The following is a 17,801-nucleotide window of genomic DNA, read 5'->3' as shown; positions in this document are numbered from 1 at the left end:
TTAGACGTTTTCTCCGTATTCTATCGCAGTCAAACGATTATCGATAAATTTCAGACCTGAAACTGTATCAAGAAAATCTGCTGGCGATTTTTTATCTAACAAAACATTAGGCGTCGTTAACCATTTCTCGAAATCATCTTTTGTATTGAAAACCTCCAAACCGTGTTTGTATAAAGAAATCAATAAAACAATATGCTCTTTTGTATTATCTTTTAGAGAAACATCTTTCGTTTTATAATTTCTGTATGTACGCGTTGTGATATTTAACCAACTTGAGATTATTTCGTCTTTTAACGTTGATAATTCATCAAGATATTGAATATATTTTTGATCAATATTATAACGATTTACGTAAAAATAAACACTCGTAAAATCTCTTACTTCAGGGATTTTATTTATGATTTGTTCGTATTTTTTTAGTTTAACAGTTGCCATAATTCTAAACTTTTATTAAAGTTACAATTTTTCCACTTAATAAAGGAACTTTTTCTCAAATTTAAATAAATTTAACAAAAAAAGAGGTTGCCTAAGCAACCTCTTCCTATATAATGATTTAAAAATTCTTATTTCAAAGAACCAACCATATCTTCTGGTTTTACCCATTCGTCAAATTCTTCAGCAGTTACATACCCTAATGCGATTGCAGTTTCTTTTAACGTTGAGTTGTTTTTGTGAGCTGTTTGAGCAATTTCAGCAGCTTTGTAGTAACCAATTTTCGTATTAAGTGCTGTAACTAACATTAATGAATTATCAACTAATTCTTTGATACGAGCATAATTTGGCTCAATACCTTGCGCACAATGCTCATCAAAAGACACACAAGCATCTCCTAATAAACGTGCAGATTGTAAGAAGTTTGCAGCCATAACTGGTTTGAAAACATTCAATTCATAATGACCTTGAGTTCCTCCAATTGTAATCGCAACATCGTTACCCATAACTTGAGCTGCAACCATTGTTAACGCCTCACATTGAGTAGGATTTACTTTACCTGGCATGATAGAAGATCCTGGTTCGTTTTCTGGAATGATAATTTCTCCAATACCTGAACGAGGTCCAGAAGCTAACATACGAACGTCATTTGCAATTTTGTTTAATGAAACAGCTAATTGTTTCAAAGCTCCGTGAGTTTCTACGATTGCATCGTGAGCAGCTAATGCTTCGAACTTATTTTCTGCTGTTACAAATGGATGACCTGTAAATTCAGCAATGTATTTAGCAACTAAAACATCGTATCCTTCTGGCGTGTTAAGACCTGTACCTACAGCAGTTCCACCTAAAGCAACTTCAGATAAATGCTCTAGTGTATTTCTTAAAGCTTTTAAACCGTGATTTAATTGCGCTACATATCCAGAAATCTCTTGACCTAATGTTAATGGCGTTGCATCCATTAAGTGTGTACGACCAATTTTTACAACAGATTTAAATTCTTCAGCTTTCTTAGCTAATGTATCACGTAATTGCTCAACACCTGGAATTGTTACTTCAACAACTGCTTTGTAAGCAGCAATGTGCATACCTGTTGGGAAAGTATCATTAGAAGATTGAGATTTGTTAACGTCGTCATTCGCTTTAAGAACTGGTTCACCTTCTCCAATTTTGAATCCAGCTAAAACTTGCGCACGATTAGCAACAACTTCATTCACATTCATATTAGATTGAGTTCCTGAACCTGTTTGCCAAATTACTAAAGGAAATTGATCATCTAATTTTCCTGCTAAAATTTCGTCACATACAGCAGCAATAGCATCACGTTTTTCAACTGGTAAAACACCTAATTCAGCATTTGCATAAGCAGCAGCTTTCTTAAGATAAGCGAAACCTTCTACAATTTCGTGAGGCATAGAAGCCGCAGGACCAATTTTAAAGTTGTTACGAGAACGTTCTGTTTGAGCACCCCAGTATTTATCTGCAGGAACTTTTACTTCCCCCATGGTGTCTTTCTCAATTCTGTATTCCATTTTGGTATTTTTTATTATTTATATATTGTTTACTTATCTCACAAATTTAAGAAATCGTTTGATGAAAGAAAAGTGATTAATGTTAGTATTTCTATAAATTTTATTTACTAAGTTTGTATCACATAAAAATAAAATCATGATTCAATTTTTAGGTTTCTTATTATTCTTAACAATCGCTTTATGCGGATTCTGGGGTATCATCTTTTTTGCAACGATGGCTATTTCTTGGATTCCATTTTGGGTTGCGAATTTAAGAAAAGAAAAAGCTGGAATAGTAACAGCAGAAGATCCTCGTCCGATTTTACCAAATCAAGAAGGAATCACAGTATTATTCAAAAAATAATAAGCTGTAAAAAAAAATTAAAAGGAACTTGACGAAGTTCCTTTTTTTATTTATTCGACTTTCGAATCTTCTTCATAATTTCCTTCCAAATAATTTTTCAAACTAATTCGGATAATTTCTGTCCAACCAGCTTCAAAACTTTCGCGCGAGAAATTTTTATCATCAGGCGGAAAAGTTTCAATTCCTTCATGAATCAACGTTAATTTTGTTTGCGGAACAATTTCATCTGTTAATTCATCCAAAATAAATGTAACAACAGAATTTCCTTCGTAGACAGGATATTTCCATGTATAAGCTAACAATTTAGTCGGCTCTACTTCTACTATTTTACAGTGATGTAAATACGATCCGCCATAAAACTCAAATTCGAATCCAACTTCTGGAACAAACTTCTTAATATCAAAATACCATTTATCAAAAGCAGATTTTGTCGTTAAGGCATTCCACACTTTATCAATTGAAACATCAAAAATTTCTACTATTTCTACAGGCTTTGCACTCATATTCTATTTTTTTATGATTTTGTTTAATTTACTAATTTTTTAATTATTATTTAAATTTAGCCCAAAATTTAATTGTTACATTTGCTATGTGTAAAATTTTTAAAATGAAATTTAATAAAACTTTTTTAAGTGTTTTAGGGTTATTTGCTGGTCTTTCGCTATATGCGCAACAAGAGGTTAGCCGTCCAAAACTAGTAGTTGGTATCGTTGTCGATCAAATGCGATGGGATTATTTATATCGTTACCAAGATAGATATTCTACAGGAGGTTTCAATCGTATGTTAAACGAAGGTTTTAGCAACGAAAATACCTATATTCCTTATATACCTACTTATACAGCTATCGGTCATAGCACTATTTATACAGGTTCTGTGCCTGCTATTCACGGAATTGCTGGGAACGATTTTATCATTCAAGCAACAGGACAAGAAATGTATTGTACGCAAGATGATGCTGTAAATGGGGTTGGAACTTCATCAAAAGCAGGAAAAATGTCTCCAAAAAACTTGTTAACTTCTACAGTTACTGATCAATTAAAATTATCAACAAATTTCCGTTCAAAAGTATATGGAGTTTCGTTAAAAGATCGTGGAGGAATATTACCTGCAGGTCATTTTGCTGATGCTGCTTTTTGGTTTGATGGAGAATCTGGTAACTGGGTTTCGAGTACATTTTATATGAATGAGTTGCCAAAATGGTTACAAAAATTCAACGATAAAAAAGTTCCTGAAAAATATTTAGACAAATGGAACACACTTTATCCGATTGATACTTATGTACAAAGTGAAAAAGATGGAAATCCATATCGCGAAAATTATAAAGGATTAGATAAAATGCAATTTCCTTATGATTTGAAAGCGTTGAAAAAAGAAAATGGTTTAGGTTTGATTCGCTCTACTCCTTTCGGAAATTCGTTAACAAAAGATATCGCGATTGAAATTATTGATAACGAAAAATTAGGTCAAAATGAGAAAGGAATTACAGATTTTTTAGCGGTTAGTTTCTCTTCTACTGATTATGTTGGACATCAATTTTCTCCAAATACAATCGAAGCCGAAGATACTTATTTGCGTTTAGATAAAGACTTGGAACAATTATTTAATCACTTAGACCAAAAAGTTGGAAAAGGGCAATATTTAGTTTTCTTAACTGCAGATCATGGTGGAGCTCATAATCCTAAATATTTCCAAGATAAAAAAGGTAATGCAGGATACTTTCCAACTGGAGAAGTAAAAAAAGCATTAAATGCTAAATTACAAGAGAAATTCAAATCTACTGATATTGTACGCTCATTGACAAATTATCAGGTTCATTTGAATTATCAAACGATCGAACAAAATAAATTAGACGAAGAAGATATCAAAGAAGAAATCGTAAAGTTTATGCAAAAAGTTGATGGTGTTTCTTTCGTAGCTGATATGGATAAAATTGGAGAAGCTTCTATTCCTGCGATTATCAAAGAACGAATGGTTAACGGTTACAATCGTAAACGTAGCGGTGCTATTACTTATATTTTAGAACCACAATGGTACGGCGGAAAACAAAATGCTGGAGGAACAACACACGGAACTTGGGGGGCTTACGATGCTCACATTCCATTTGTTTTGATGGGTTGGGGTATAAAACATGGTAAAAATAATAACCGTGTTTATATGACAGATATCGCACCTACAGTTGCCGCTTTGCTACATATAGAAGAGCCAAACGGAAATATTGGCGAACCAGTTTCTGAAGTAACAAATCCAAAATAATCTTATAAAAGATAATTCTAAAAACGCAACTTAATTAGTTGCGTTTTTTTTTGTTTCTATAATTATTATTTACTCTATTTCAATTGTTTAAATTTTATAATTAAAGAAATTAACGATTAACATCTATAACATTATTTTGATAAATAATAAGCTCATATTATTGATAATGAGAAAAATATAAATAAGAGGGGGTAATGAGGGATTTGTTTTAAGAGGAAAATCAGCATTTTTCGTTGATTTGTAATAGAAGATAATTATACAAAATCATGAGAAATTATAGAACGTTATAATATTCCAAAAACAACATTGTATAAATGGATAATTTTTAATATTCTGCACAATATTAGTAAAAGAGTATAATTTTCTCCAATTAAATTAATAACTTTAATATTCTAAATACATCATAATGAAAAAGACTTTTTTAAGTAAATTAACTTTGACATTATTTTCTACCAACCTATTTTTTTTATTATCTCCACAACTAGATGCTTGCACAAGAGTTGTCTATAAAGGTCCAGAAAATACTGTAATCACAGCTCGTTCTATGGATTGGAAAGATGAAATTGATGCAAATATTTGGGTTTTTCCTAGAGGTATAGATCGATCTGGCAACGTTGGAAATGCTTCGGAAAAATGGACTTCAAAATACGGAAGTGTAATTGCAAGTGCTTGGGACATTGCGACAACAGATGGCATGAACGAAAAAGGACTTGTTGCGAATGTTTTGTGGTTAGTAGAAAGCCAGTATCCTCAATTTAATCCAAAAGGAACAAAGCCAGGTGTTACAATTGCAGCTTGGGCACAATATGTTTTAGATAATTATGCTACAGTAAAAGAAGCTGTAGATGATTTGAGAAAAGAAAAATTTGTAATTGTTTCTGACTACATTCCAGGTACTCAAAAATTTACAACTTTACATCTTTCAATTTCTGATGCAAATGGAGACAATGCAATTTTCGAATATGTAAACGGGAAATTAAAAATACACCATGATCCTTCTTATACAGTAATGACAAATTCTCCAGTTTTTGATGAGCAATTAGCAATTAATCAATATTGGAAAGGGATTCCAGGAACAATTATGTTACCAGGAACTAACAGAGCTGCTGATCGTTATGTAAGAGCATCATATTACATTAATGCAATTCCGCAAACCGCTGATACTCGCACTTCTACTGCAAGTGTTTTTAGTGTTATCAGAAATGTATCGGTTCCGTTAGGAATTTCTTCAGAAGCAGAACCTAACATATCGTCTACAAGATGGAGATCAGTTTCTGATCATAAAAATCTTGTTTATTACTTTGAAACTACAAAAACTCCAAATACATTTTGGGTTGATTTAAAGAAAATTTATTTTGGTAAAAATGCAAAAACAAAACGATTAAGCGTAAGTAAAAATGAAACGTATGCTGGCGAAACTTCACAACTTTTTAGTGATACAAAACCATTTACATTTGTTGGAATTTAGATCGAAAAATTAATCAATATTTTTCTTGCAAATAGTTCTAAATCAACATTCAATATGATTGCCAATAACAAACATTTTATATCTGCCTTTTTATTATTAGGATCTATTGTTTATGCTCAAAAATCAAATGATACAATTGATATTTCGATAAGACCTTACACTAGTTTGAGAGGTCATCTTGCTGTGCATGATAAAGTAATGGAGCTACAAGAAAATGCCTCTCGTGCTGGAATTGAAATTAATCTAAAAAAAGGAAATATTGCATTTGTAGCTGGTATTGAACTCCAAATAAATATGTTCAAAGGTAACTCGTCGTTTAATGTTGATGGAAATTTAGATAGTGATCTTTTGACAATTGTTTCAGAACAAAAACAACAAGTTTTTGGTAATCGCTTGGGTTACTTAGGTATTGATTTGTCTAAATATGGTAAAATAACATTTGGTAAACAATGGAGTGTTTACCGTGATGTTACAGCTTATACAGATCGTTTTAATGTATTTGGAGGACGCGCTTCTGCAACTTTTACAGGTGGAACAGATGGTGGTTTGCTAGGAACAGGACGAGCAGATCAATCAATAATTTATAGAAATAAAATTAAAGCTTTTCAATTTGGTGCTCAAATCCAAACAAAAGGTGGAAATGATGATAAGATTATTGATGGTTTTGGTTTTTCAGCTCAATTAGAATTAAATCAAAATATTAGTATTGGAGCTGCATTTAACCGTGCTTTTATAGCTCAAAACTTAATTGATGATAATCATATCTTAGGTTTATCAGGACATCCAACTTTTTATTCAATTGGTTTAAAATATACGAGTAAACAATTTGATGTTAGTCTACTTGGAATTTTACAGCAAAATGGTGATTTTATACCTATTTCATATCAATCTGAAAATACAATTAATCCTTCATATGTTTTTGATGCAAAAGGTTTTGAGACAGCGTTGAAATATAAACTAAATAAATTTTCAATTTTAGGAGGTTATAATTTATATGTTCCTGAAACAAAGAAATCTGTAGAAAATATAATCATTGATAAAAATTTCAGACGAAGTGATTTCATTACAGGATTAGAATATTATCCGATGAAATATGTACAATTATATACAGAACAGCGTATCTCTTTTGGTAAAAATTATATTGGTAAAAAAGAACAAAGTGTTTTTACATTGGGAATGAAACTAGATTTATCTAGACAATTTAATAAGAAACTTAACCTATAATAAAACCACAACTAACTTAACTTTTCTCTCTATCATTTGAAATAATTAATAAAACGAAACTTAAAAAATTATGTTTAACTTTTTTCAAAAAAGCACATTTTTAATTCTATTAGCATCAAGTACGCAAACTTTTGCTCAAGACTCAATTCAGCCAGATGATTCTTGGCATTTCAAAGTAGAGCCAAATATGATGTTGCCTCATATGAAAGGAAAAGCGAGTGTTTCTCGACTTCCGAATGTACATGTAAGTCAATCCCCTTCAGACTTTTTTGAGCATTTGAAATTTGCTGGAATGTTAATTTTTGAAGCCGAAAACAAAGATTGGGTGATTACATCTGATATTATTTATGCTTCTTTAGCTGCAAATGTTAAAAAAGACCCTTTAGTTTTGGATGGTAAATTAACAGCAAAACAATTCTCTTTTGAAGCAGGTTTATTGAGAAAAATTACACCTTGGCTAGAAGCTGGTATTAGTATGAACCTTGTAAATATTAAATCTGGATTTGATGTAAATCTAATCAATCCAGTTTCTTTAAAACCAATGCATTTAGATCGTAGTATTTCTAAAACTTGGGTAGATCCAATGTTAGTTGCAAGAACAAGAAGTTTACCAAACAAAAAGTTTTTGTATAATGTTTCTGGAGAAATTGGAGGATTTGGAATCGGCTCAAAATTAGCATGGCAATTAGAAGGATTGGCTGGTTATCAATTCTCTGATTTATTTTACGCAATGGCGGGCTATCAAATCATAAGTATGGACTACGAGAAAGGAAGTAACAATTCCAACTTTGTTTATGATATGGATATGTTTGGACCAATGATAAAAATTGGCTTTAACTTAAAATAATAACCTTAAAATAAATATATTATGAAAAAATTATTTGTATTATGTGCTTTTACAAGCATATTATTCACAGCTTGCGAAAAAAAGACTGAAAGTACTCCTGCCACTGAAAATAAATCATCACAAAAAATCGATGACTCCACTTCTCAATCTGCTTTAGATTGGGACGGAACTTATGAGGGCGTGATCCCTTGTGCTGATTGTGAAGGAATTAAAACAGAATTAACTTTAAATCAAGATAATACATATACCTTAACAGAGGAATATATCGACAAAAACCTAAAGGTTGAAAATCAAGGTAATATTACGTGGACTGATGATGGTAATTCAATTTCATTAAAAACAAAAGACGATGAATATAAACGTTATAAGGTTGGAGAGAATATTTTATTCCAATTAGATTTAGAAGGAAATGAAATTACTGGAGCTTTAGCACAAAATTATCAGTTAAAGAAAAAATAAATAAGATAGATAAGAAAACGTAACCAAAAATGGTTGCGTTTTTTTACTTTTATAAAAAATAAAACAGAAATGACTTTCAATTCACCAATCATATCAACACAAGAATTACATGATAATCTACATCTTAAAAATTTAATTATTTTAGATTGTACGATTGATAAAGTTGGACAATCAATAAAAGATCAAGAATTAAAATTAATTCCGAATTCTCTTTTCTTTGATTTGGAAGGAAAATTTTCTGATCATTCTTCGCAATTTCCTCATACATTTGTTGATGAAGAAACTTTTACAAAAGAAGCTCAAAATTTGGGCATTAATCAAGATTCTATCATCGTTTGTTATGATCGTTGGGGAGTTTATTCGAGTCCGAGAGTTTGGTGGATGTTCAAAGTAATGGGACACAATGAAATATATGTTTTAGATGGCGGATTACCTGTTTGGATGGATAATAATTTTGTCACAACTTCTACTTATTTTCTACCTACTATAAAAGGTGACTTTATTGCTGACTTTCAATCGAATTGGTTTGCTGATACACAAGTTATGTTAAATGCAATAAATGATGATTCAAAAATGATTATAGATGCTCGATCAGAAGGGCGTTTCAAGGGGACTTCTCCTGAGCCAAGACAAGGTTTACGAAGCGGACATATTCCAGCTTCTAAGAATTTATTTTTTGAAAATGTTTTGGCTGATACATCATATAAATCAAAAGAAAAACTGAAAGCAATTTTCGAAAAATTGACAGATTCATCCAAAGAAAATATTTTTTCGTGCGGTTCTGGTGTTACAGCTTCCATCCTAGCCTTGGCTTCGACAATTGCAGGTTTTGATAAGGTAAAAGTTTATGATGGTTCTTGGTCTGAATGGGGCGCTGACGAAAATTTACCGATTGAAAGATAGTTTAAAACTATTTTGCATGATTTACAAATCCGAGTAAAAAACTCGGATTTGTAAATTTTAAGCTAAATGTTTTTATTTTTTGGTAAGAAAACTTCCGCCATCATACAGCGAGCGCTTCCTCCTCCTAATTTTTCAATCAAATCTATCTTAACAGGTAATATTGGATTATAAGCCTCAATTTTAGAAATTTGTTCTTGATTAAGCGAATTATAAGCCGTTTGTGACATCACCAAATATGATTGTCCTAAACCTCCAACTTGCAACATATTGCCAGCAAATTGATGCACTTGTGCTTCTGTAATTGCAATTATTTCTTTTCCAGCTTCTAATAAATACTCACAAACTGTTTTCTTTTCTTTTTTATCATCGATAGAATCCAAACAAATAATCGCATACTTATCTGCAATACACATCATTACATTTGTATGATAAATTGGTTTGCGTTCTCCATTTACAGTTTGATTCGCATGAAAAATAACTGGCGTATATTCTAATTCCTCACAAAATTCAATCAATAAATCTTCATCAGTTCGTTGAGAAATACATGCATAAGCCAATTCATGCTCGCGATCAAGAATAATACTTCCTGTTCCTTCCAGGAAAATTTCGTCTTCTTCTGCCGATGTAAAATCAATCACATCATCAATATGAAAACCTTTTTCTTCCAACAAACTCAATACATCTTCTTCACGACGCTCTTGTCTCCTATTTTTTGCAAACATAGGATATAACACAACATTTCCGTTATCATGAAAAGAAATCCAATTGTTTGGGAAGATTGAATCTGGCGTATGCGGTGAAGCAGTATCTTTGATCGTGATAACATTTACACCTTTTGAACGCAAAGCAGAAACCATTCCTTGAAATTCTTCTAACGCTTCTTTCTGAATATCTTCTTGAGAATCTGTTGTTTCTGTTTGGAAATAATTGTTAACAGCCGTTTCTGGATTGTAATAAAAAGCTGTTGGCTCAACCATCAAAATAGTTGACGTATATTGTTTTTGTTTCATGTTATTTTCTGATTAATGGCATTGTAGAACATCTTAGTAAACCTCCCATTTTAGAAACTTCGCGGTAATTAATTCGTTCCACTTTTATGTTCCATACATTTTCTAAATGATCATTTAAACGTATAAAATTTTTCTCAGAAACAACAACTTCAGGAGAAATTGAAAACACATTTGGATTCATCCAATACATTTCTTCTTTTGTTACTTCGAATAAATTTTCTTTTCCAAAAATATCGACAATTTGCTGATATTCATTCTCAAATAAAAAGCCATCTTTGTAAATAATTGCTTTGTCTTTCCCAACAGGATTGAAAGTGCAATCTAAATGTAAAATTCCTTCATATGGATTTTCATCATTCTTTTTCAATTCAAAATCCAATACTTTTTTATTCGGAAATTTAGCTTTGATATACTTTACAAACTCAACATTTGTACGTCCTGTTTTATAATTTTTGAAATCTGCTTGTTTGTACGTTCCAACAAAAATATAATCGTTATACAAAATCACATCGCCACCTTCTACATAAACTTCTTCTGGTAATGCATTGATTTTATTTCCTTTGAATTGACGTTTTATTTCGCGATACGCTTGCAATTCTTCTAAACGATCTGGAATAATATTCGAGATAAAGAATTCATCATCAATAACAAAACCGACATCTCGAGAGAAAACTTGATTGCAATCTTCGATCAATGTTGGACGTAAAACTTCAACATTATATTTCTTCAAAACTTGTTCAAATTCTGACATTTCCGCAATCAAATCTTCTTCTTTTGGATAATCATTATTCTTTACGGTTTCATAAGATTTGGCATCGAACGTCTGATCAAGTGTTGGATTAGCTCCGTTAGATTCTGCTCGACCCAAGACTACAGTTTGCAGTTGAGCCGTTTCATTCTGTACATTTAATCGCATAATTTATTGTAGTTTTTAATTTTATGTTCCAAAAAAAATCCCGCAATAGCGAGATTTAATTTTGTATAAATATACATTTTATTTTTGAATTCCTAAAGCTTTCAAACCATTTACTGTTGCAATATTTGAAAGTTGTTCCACATCATAAAAGTGACAAGACTCTAGCATTACTCTCAATTCTGTAAGTAAATGACCATCAGAAAAAGGTTTATAAATATCATTAATATTATCTGTTCCGAAGGCAACGTTAATTCCTCTTGGAATCATTTCATCAACTGGCGTTACCGAGTTGTGCGAAGGCGCCAAACGCTCTGTACGATTGTGATCTATCCAAGCAGTTGGACAAGAAACAATGTGCATATCTGCTTTTTTAATTAAATCATATAATTCGTAACGATATTTTCTTGGATGAGCCGCTACAGAAATTGAGTGAACCGCAGAAACTTTTCCTTGCATTCCGTGTTCAATCGTTTTCAAAGCTAATTGTTCCGTTTCTTTTTCTTCGTCTGTGTTAAATTGATCAACATGAACGTGAACCAATTTATTTTTTGCTTTTGCAGTTGATAATAAAATATCTAAATGCTCATCTTCTCGACCGAAATCTTTTGCAGGTAAACCTCCGATAATATCCACAAAATCAGAAGACATATCAAACCATTCGCGCGCTTTTGGATCGATAACTCCTTTCAGTACTTGATTTGCAAAACGCATTTCGATGTCTTTTCCGTAATTATCTTTTAAGCGTTGAGCAGCTTGTATACTACGATCTTCAATCACTTCATCCGCATCAATAAAAGAACCAATTGCTTGACAACCTTGCTCTAACATGAAATTAATCGCTTTTTCCATTCGGAAATAAATATCATCAACAGATGAATTACGTTTCATATCATCAACTAAATGCCATTTTTCTTTTAAGTAAGAATTTGATAATGCGAAAGTGTCCGAAGTCAATGAATAAGCTCTATCTAAGTGTGAATGCGTATTAACCCAACCTCCTTTTTCGTTGATTTTTTCAAGTACTTCTTCAATTGGATTATAGTTCTGTTTGTTCATCGTGAGTTTGTTTGTTTTCGGGATGTAAAATTAACAAGATTATTCAATAGAAATGAAGCGATATTATCAAAAAGATTTCTGTAACTTTGTGCCTTTGTTAGTAACATGAGCAAGCAAAAAAAATCCAACAATAGTTGGACTTTTTTGTTTGTTTATTTTTTTTAAGAAAAAGTTCTATTTTACCATCTGGATATTTTGAATTAGGCTTTGTAAATTTTAAATCATCTACTAAATCCATATTTACTGCAATAAAACTTGCATAATCAACATCTTTTCCGTCAATTGAATAACCTATTTTTAAATCTTTTTTTGGTTAAGAAATGATTAATTTAGAATTTTTAATTCCAGGAATTGTATCATTCAAAGTTTTAGATTGTGCAAAACTCAACAATGGAAGAAATAAAAAAGCTAATAGTAATTTTTTCATATCATTAATATTTGTTCCATAATTTCTCAAACTTTTATGTTATGATTCTTTCTCTTTTTTGGAAACAATATCAATTTTTCCGTTTGGATATTTTTTATCTGTTTTGATTACTGTAATATATTTAATTTCATCTGGACTCATTTTCGTAAAAATACTTTTATCAACTCTCTCTCCATCAATAAAAATTGCAGGTCTACTATTTTCATATTCAGAAATAGATATAGAACTTGGTACAATTCTATTTAAAACTTTTTCATTTGAATTTTCTTGTGCAAAACTCAACATTGGAAGAAATGCAAAAGCTAATAATATTTTTTTCATAAATCGTTAATTTATATAAAGTTAATTAAATATTTTATAAAAACTAATTTTTGTATGTTCGTTTTACAGATTGAATTCCTTCAATATTTTTCATTTCCATCATGATTTTTTCTAATTCGGCTTTATTTTTAACTGAAACTGTAATCTTTCCATCAAAAATACCTGCATCCTCAGATAAATTAATACTATGCATGTTCAACGAGTTATTTTTTGAAATAACTAACGTAATATCACTCACCATTCCAGCTCGATCCAAACCTTGTAACTCAATCAACGCTTTAAATTCTTGTTGAGAAGAATCAATCCATTTCGCTTTTATAATTCTGTACGCATAATTTGCTTGTAACGAAACTGAGTTTGGACAATCTACCTTATGTACTTTTATTCCTTTTGAAACTGTGATAAAACCATATACTTTGTCACCCGGAATTGGATTACAACAACTCGCTAATTCATAATCTAAACGCTCTTCATCATTCCCAAAAACAAGACTATCTAATTTCGTTTTGTCGATAGAAATATTATCTTTTTTAGTTGTATTGAATGTTGATTTTCTGAAACGGTTAATCAATCCTGTGAAACCAGTATTTCGTTCTGCAAATTTACGTAAATCATTGTTGTCAATAATTCCCATTGCAACATTATAAAATACATCTTGACTCGAACTTAACTTAAAGTATTGCTGTAACTGATTAATCGTATTTTCACTAAAATCAACCTTTAAATGTCTTAATTTACGTTGAATAATTTCTTTTCCATCTTCTGCAACTTTACGTTTATCTGAGTTTAAAGAAGCTTTAATTTTACTTCTCGCTTTACTCGTTACAACATATTCTAACCACTCTAATTTTGGTTTTTGTTGTGTTGATGTAATGATTTCTACTTGATCACCACTTTGCAATTGATGCGACAGCGGATACAATTTTCCATTCACTTTTGCACCCAAACAATGGTCACCAACATTGGTGTGAATAGAGTAAGCAAAATCCAACGAACTCGCTCCTTTTGGTAACGAATGCAAGTCTCCTTTTGGCGTAAAAACATAAATCTCTTTGGAGTACAAATTGAACTTGAAATTATCCATAAACTCAATCGCATCCTTAGTATCTTCTTGCTCCAACATTTCACGAACTTGATGAATCCATTCATCAACTTTCGTTTCGTCGTCCGATATATTTTCTTTGTATTTATAATGTGCTGCGATACCCATTTCGGCAACTTCGTCCATTCTTTCGGAACGAATTTGTACTTCTACCCAACGCGCTTGTGGTCCCATAACCGTTACGTGAAGCGATTCATAACCAGTAGTTTTGGGTTGAGAAATCCAGTCGCGCATACGTTTTGGATTTGGAATAAATAAATCCGTCACCAACGAATAAATTTTCCAAGCTAAGAATTTTTCATTCTTTTTATCTGAACGATAAATTACACGAATCGCAAACAAATCAAAAACTTCCTCGAAAGGAATTCCTTGATTAATCATTTTTCGATAAATTGAATTGATTGATTTTGAACGACCTTTGATCTCAAATTCTAAACCTTCGGCTTCAAGTTTTTCTGAAATAGTCTTACAGAAATCATCAATGTATTTTTTTCTTTCGGCTTCAGTTTCTGTTAATTTATGTTCAATATTAAAATATGCATCTGGTTTAGTGTATTTCAAACTCAAATCTTCTAGTTCAGATTTGATGTTATACAATCCCATTCTGTGAGCCAAAGGCGCATATATAAAAATAGTTTCGGATGCTATTTTTAACTGTTTATCCTCTCGCATACTTTCTAACGTACGCATATTGTGTAAACGATCGGCAATTTTGATCAAAATCACACGCACATCTTCAGATAAAGTCAGTAATAATTTTTTATAATTTTCAGATTGTATCGAAACATCTTGTTTATTTAAGACAGCAATTTTTGTTAATCCATCTATAATTTTTGCAATCTTTTTTCCAAAAAGTTTCTCAATATCTTCTAACGTATATTCAGTATCTTCTACTACATCATGCATTAAAGCCGCAGAAATTGATGTAGCACCAAGCCCAATTTCGTCAGCAACAATTTTGGCAACAGCAATCGGATGATAGATATATGGCTCGCCTGTTTTTCTACGCTGATCTTTATGCGCATCAACAGCCAAATCAAAAGCTTTACGAATCAGCTTTTTATCTTCATCTGATAAAGTGACATATGTATTTTGAAGCATCTCTTTATAACGTCTCGTTATCTCAATGTTCTCTCTCTCTAATTGTTCGTCTGTAATAACATGAGGCGTATCCATCTTTCTTATGTTTTTGTTGATTTAGAAAAAAGCTTTAATTCCCTTTATTTATCTGCTTTCTTCGAAGGATTAAATATACAATATTTTATTTTTTATTGACTATAATATTCAACTGATTTTATCACGTTTTTTAAGTCTTTATTTTTAATCAATCTAATTTATAACGTACTTTTTACACTATTAATTTAATAATAAAAGTTGATTAATATAATCTGATTTTATCAATTTACAATTATATACTACTTTTTATTGTATAGTTGATAAATAATTAACTGTCCTAAAACAAACATTTTAAACTTTATTATTAATTCTAAACATTTTTCTAACTTAACAAAACAAATAAAACACAGCACACACATAAATGGATTACAAAACTTTATACTCAAAAAGTATTGAAGAACCTGAACTTTTTTGGAAAGAAGAAGCGCAGAAATTAGCATGGTCAACTTACCCTGAACAAATCTTAAAACAAAATGAAAACGGATATTATTCGTGGTTTGTTGACGGAAAAATAAATATGAGCCGTTTGGCTTTGGAGGAAAATATAAAAGCTGGACGCGGAGAACAATTTGCTTTAATTTACGATTCTCCTGTTACAGAAGTTGTTCAAAAAATTACGTACAATCAGCTTTTAGAAAAAGTAAGTCGTTTTGCAGGAGGTCTTACATCCTTAGGATTATCAAAAGGTGATACAGCAATTATTTATATGCCTATGATTCCAGAAGCAATTGTTGCGATGCTTGCTTGTGCGAGAATTGGTGTAATACATTCTGTTGTTTTTGGAGGTTTTGCAGCGCCAGAATTAGCTATTCGTATTGATGATGCTCAACCTGATGTTATTATTTCTGCGTCTTATGGAGTAGAAATTAATCGTCAAATCAACTATAAACCATTGATTGATGAAGCAATTGAATTAACACTTTACAAACCAAAAAACATTGTCATTTTTGAACGTCCAAATCACACCGATGATTTATCAGCAGAAAACGTTCATACCTATGATGAAATGTATCAACATCAACCTATAGAACCTATCGAAGTTCCAAGTACACATCCATTATATATTTTGTATACTTCTGGAACAACTTCTACGCCAAAAGGTGTCGTACGCGATACAGGAGGTTATGCAACTGCACTAAATTCGACAATGAACTATTTTTATGATTTAGAACCAGGTGATACAATTCTTACTGCAAGTGATATTGGTTGGGTTGTTGGACATTCCTATATCGTTTATGCGCCGTTAATTTATGGTGTTACAACGGTTATTTATGAAGGAAAACCAATCAAAACTCCTGACGCTGGAGCTTTTTGGAGAATGGTTGAAGAACATAAAATCAAAAATGTTTTCACAGCTCCAACAGCAATTCGAGCAATTCGAAAAGAAGATCCAGAAGGAAAATTATTCCAAAAATACGATACGTCAAGTCTGAAACGTTTATTCTTAGCAGGAGAACGTTGTGATACATCTACTTATTATTGGTTAAAAGAAATTTCAAAATTACCCGTTATTGATCATTGGTGGCAGACAGAAAGCGGCTGGCCAATGTTAGGAATTTGTGTTGGAATCGAAAATATAATGCCTGAACCTGGCGCAGCTGGATTACCTGTTTTTGGGTATAATATAAAAATTGTAAATGAAGAAGGACAAGAAAATGATATACGAGAGGAAGGTTCTATCGTGATTCAGCTTCCACTTCCTCCTGGTTGTATGACAAGTTTATGGCGAAATGAACACCGATTTATAAAAGGTTATTTTCAACAATTTCCGAATCATTATTTAACTGGTGACGGAGGTTTTAGAGATGAAAATGGTTTTGTATTTATTACAGGTCGAACTGATGATATTATTAATGTCGCTGGTCATAGGTTAAGTACTGCAACAATGGAAGAATTGGTTTCTTCTCATCCTGATATTACAGAATGTGCGGTTGTGGGAATTAAAGATGAATTGAAAGGTCAAATTCCAATAGGTTTGATTGTTACAAAAGAAAACGCATCAAAATCGGAAGAAGAAATCGAAAAAGATTTGATTGCTTTATTACGCAAAGAAATTGGCGGAATTGCCTGTTTCAAAACATCTATAATAGTTAACAGACTACCAAAAACACGAAGCGGAAAAATATTACGCAAAACTTTATCTCAAATTGCAGACGGAACACCATTCACAATTCCATCTACAATTGATGATGCTACAGTTTTAGATGAATTAATTCACGAATTTTCAAGAAGAAACGTAGGTCTAGCCTTTGCGATTTCGTCAATATAATCCATTTTATTCATTCACTATTTCAAAAGCAGTAATTCCTACTATTACTGCTTTTTTTATTCATT

General features: G+C 31.5%; 16 protein-coding genes. 8 read left to right on the top strand and 8 right to left on the bottom strand.

Annotated elements, in window-relative coordinates; all coding sequences use genetic code 11:
• Complete coding sequence (locus B3578_RS09735) at positions 1 to 435, bottom strand: MbcA/ParS/Xre antitoxin family protein (RefSeq protein ID WP_291048232.1); 435 nt, start codon at positions 433 to 435, stop codon at positions 1 to 3.
• Positions 436 to 563: 128 nt separating this feature from the next.
• Positions 564 to 1,961, bottom strand: coding sequence for a class II fumarate hydratase (gene fumC / locus B3578_RS09730; RefSeq protein WP_180904387.1), 1,398 nt, complete (start codon positions 1,959 to 1,961; stop codon positions 564 to 566).
• Positions 1,962 to 2,097: 136 nt separating this feature from the next.
• On the opposite strand from fumC, the gene B3578_RS09725 reads away from it, so the two are divergent.
• On the top strand, positions 2,098 to 2,304 hold the full coding sequence (locus B3578_RS09725) for a hypothetical protein (RefSeq protein WP_038334195.1): 207 nt from the start codon (positions 2,098 to 2,100) through the stop codon (positions 2,302 to 2,304).
• 50 nt (positions 2,305 to 2,354) lie between these two features.
• Here B3578_RS09725 and B3578_RS09720 read toward each other — a convergent pair whose 3' ends face one another.
• Positions 2,355 to 2,807, bottom strand: a complete 453-nt coding sequence (locus B3578_RS09720) for an SRPBCC family protein (RefSeq protein WP_115000556.1) — start codon at positions 2,805 to 2,807, stop codon at positions 2,355 to 2,357.
• A gap of 104 nt (positions 2,808 to 2,911) precedes the next feature.
• Here B3578_RS09720 and pafA point away from each other — a divergent pair, with 104 nt between their 5' ends.
• The 6 genes from pafA to B3578_RS09690 all read left to right on the top strand — a co-directional run bounded on the left by pafA (position 2,912) and on the right by B3578_RS09690 (position 9,459).
• Complete coding sequence (gene pafA, locus B3578_RS09715) at positions 2,912 to 4,558, top strand: alkaline phosphatase PafA (protein ID WP_286494818.1); 1,647 nt, start codon at positions 2,912 to 2,914, stop codon at positions 4,556 to 4,558.
• 406 nt (positions 4,559 to 4,964) lie between these two features.
• Positions 4,965 to 6,026, top strand: a complete 1,062-nt coding sequence (locus B3578_RS09710; protein ID WP_291048220.1) for a linear amide C-N hydrolase — start codon at positions 4,965 to 4,967, stop codon at positions 6,024 to 6,026.
• A gap of 54 nt (positions 6,027 to 6,080) precedes the next feature.
• Positions 6,081 to 7,250: a porin gene (locus B3578_RS09705; protein ID WP_286494816.1), complete on the top strand. Its 1,170-nt coding sequence runs from the start codon at positions 6,081 to 6,083 to the stop codon at positions 7,248 to 7,250.
• 70 nt (positions 7,251 to 7,320) lie between these two features.
• Entirely contained in the window at positions 7,321 to 8,097 is a 777-nt protein-coding gene (locus B3578_RS09700) for a hypothetical protein (RefSeq protein WP_286494815.1), read from the top strand.
• Between the two features lie 21 nt (positions 8,098 to 8,118).
• Positions 8,119 to 8,556, top strand: a complete 438-nt coding sequence (locus tag B3578_RS09695; RefSeq protein WP_286494814.1) for a copper resistance protein NlpE — start codon at positions 8,119 to 8,121, stop codon at positions 8,554 to 8,556.
• Positions 8,557 to 8,625: 69 nt separating this feature from the next.
• Complete coding sequence (locus B3578_RS09690; protein WP_291048214.1) at positions 8,626 to 9,459, top strand: sulfurtransferase; 834 nt, start codon at positions 8,626 to 8,628, stop codon at positions 9,457 to 9,459.
• A 62-nt stretch (positions 9,460 to 9,521) separates the two neighbouring features.
• Here the strand turns inward: B3578_RS09690 and ctlX are convergent, their stop codons facing one another.
• From ctlX to B3578_RS09665, 5 genes are all read right to left on the bottom strand, one after another.
• A complete protein-coding gene (gene ctlX, locus B3578_RS09685; RefSeq protein ID WP_286494812.1) occupies positions 9,522 to 10,469 on the bottom strand; it encodes a citrulline utilization hydrolase CtlX in 948 nt (315 codons plus the stop codon).
• Position 10,470: 1 nt separating this feature from the next.
• Complete coding sequence (locus B3578_RS09680) at positions 10,471 to 11,385, bottom strand: dimethylarginine dimethylaminohydrolase family protein (protein ID WP_291048210.1); 915 nt, start codon at positions 11,383 to 11,385, stop codon at positions 10,471 to 10,473.
• A 78-nt stretch (positions 11,386 to 11,463) separates the two neighbouring features.
• Positions 11,464 to 12,441: an amidohydrolase family protein gene (locus tag B3578_RS09675; RefSeq protein WP_125349365.1), complete on the bottom strand. Its 978-nt coding sequence runs from the start codon at positions 12,439 to 12,441 to the stop codon at positions 11,464 to 11,466.
• Between the two features lie 466 nt (positions 12,442 to 12,907).
• The gene (locus B3578_RS09670; protein WP_038335788.1) at positions 12,908 to 13,189 is read right to left on the bottom strand and encodes a hypothetical protein; all 282 of its coding nucleotides are present in this window, start codon (positions 13,187 to 13,189) and stop codon (positions 12,908 to 12,910) included.
• 43 nt (positions 13,190 to 13,232) lie between these two features.
• Positions 13,233 to 15,467, bottom strand: a complete 2,235-nt coding sequence (locus B3578_RS09665; protein ID WP_291048205.1) for a RelA/SpoT family protein — start codon at positions 15,465 to 15,467, stop codon at positions 13,233 to 13,235.
• Between the two features lie 361 nt (positions 15,468 to 15,828).
• Between B3578_RS09665 and B3578_RS09660 the strand changes: the two genes are divergently transcribed.
• On the top strand, positions 15,829 to 17,736 hold the full coding sequence (locus B3578_RS09660; RefSeq protein WP_115000246.1) for an AMP-binding protein: 1,908 nt from the start codon (positions 15,829 to 15,831) through the stop codon (positions 17,734 to 17,736).
• Positions 17,737 to 17,801: the final 65 nt, after the last annotated feature.

Source organism: Empedobacter sp. UBA1574, assembly GCF_002322895.1.
Taxonomy (GTDB): Bacteria; Bacteroidota; Bacteroidia; order Flavobacteriales; family Weeksellaceae; genus Empedobacter; species Empedobacter falsenii_B.
The sequence above is the reverse complement of the archived record's forward strand: the minus strand, read 5'-3'. Positions and strand labels throughout refer to the sequence as shown.

Coding starts and splice junctions, on each gene's coding strand:
- B3578_RS09735 (WP_291048232.1), bottom strand. CDS start 435: ATGGCAACTGTTAAACTAAAAAAATACGAACAAATCATAAATAAAATC.
- fumC (WP_180904387.1), bottom strand. CDS start 1,961: ATGGAATACAGAATTGAGAAAGACACCATGGGGGAAGTAAAAGTTCCT.
- B3578_RS09725 (WP_038334195.1), top strand. CDS start 2,098: ATGATTCAATTTTTAGGTTTCTTATTATTCTTAACAATCGCTTTATGC.
- B3578_RS09720 (WP_115000556.1), bottom strand. CDS start 2,807: ATGAGTGCAAAGCCTGTAGAAATAGTAGAAATTTTTGATGTTTCAATT.
- pafA (WP_286494818.1), top strand. CDS start 2,912: ATGAAATTTAATAAAACTTTTTTAAGTGTTTTAGGGTTATTTGCTGGT.
- B3578_RS09710 (WP_291048220.1), top strand. CDS start 4,965: ATGAAAAAGACTTTTTTAAGTAAATTAACTTTGACATTATTTTCTACC.
- B3578_RS09705 (WP_286494816.1), top strand. CDS start 6,081: ATGATTGCCAATAACAAACATTTTATATCTGCCTTTTTATTATTAGGA.
- B3578_RS09700 (WP_286494815.1), top strand. CDS start 7,321: ATGTTTAACTTTTTTCAAAAAAGCACATTTTTAATTCTATTAGCATCA.
- B3578_RS09695 (WP_286494814.1), top strand. CDS start 8,119: ATGAAAAAATTATTTGTATTATGTGCTTTTACAAGCATATTATTCACA.
- B3578_RS09690 (WP_291048214.1), top strand. CDS start 8,626: ATGACTTTCAATTCACCAATCATATCAACACAAGAATTACATGATAAT.
- ctlX (WP_286494812.1), bottom strand. CDS start 10,469: ATGAAACAAAAACAATATACGTCAACTATTTTGATGGTTGAGCCAACA.
- B3578_RS09680 (WP_291048210.1), bottom strand. CDS start 11,385: ATGCGATTAAATGTACAGAATGAAACGGCTCAACTGCAAACTGTAGTC.
- B3578_RS09675 (WP_125349365.1), bottom strand. CDS start 12,441: ATGAACAAACAGAACTATAATCCAATTGAAGAAGTACTTGAAAAAATC.
- B3578_RS09670 (WP_038335788.1), bottom strand. CDS start 13,189: ATGAAAAAAATATTATTAGCTTTTGCATTTCTTCCAATGTTGAGTTTT.
- B3578_RS09665 (WP_291048205.1), bottom strand. CDS start 15,467: ATGGATACGCCTCATGTTATTACAGACGAACAATTAGAGAGAGAGAAC.
- B3578_RS09660 (WP_115000246.1), top strand. CDS start 15,829: ATGGATTACAAAACTTTATACTCAAAAAGTATTGAAGAACCTGAACTT.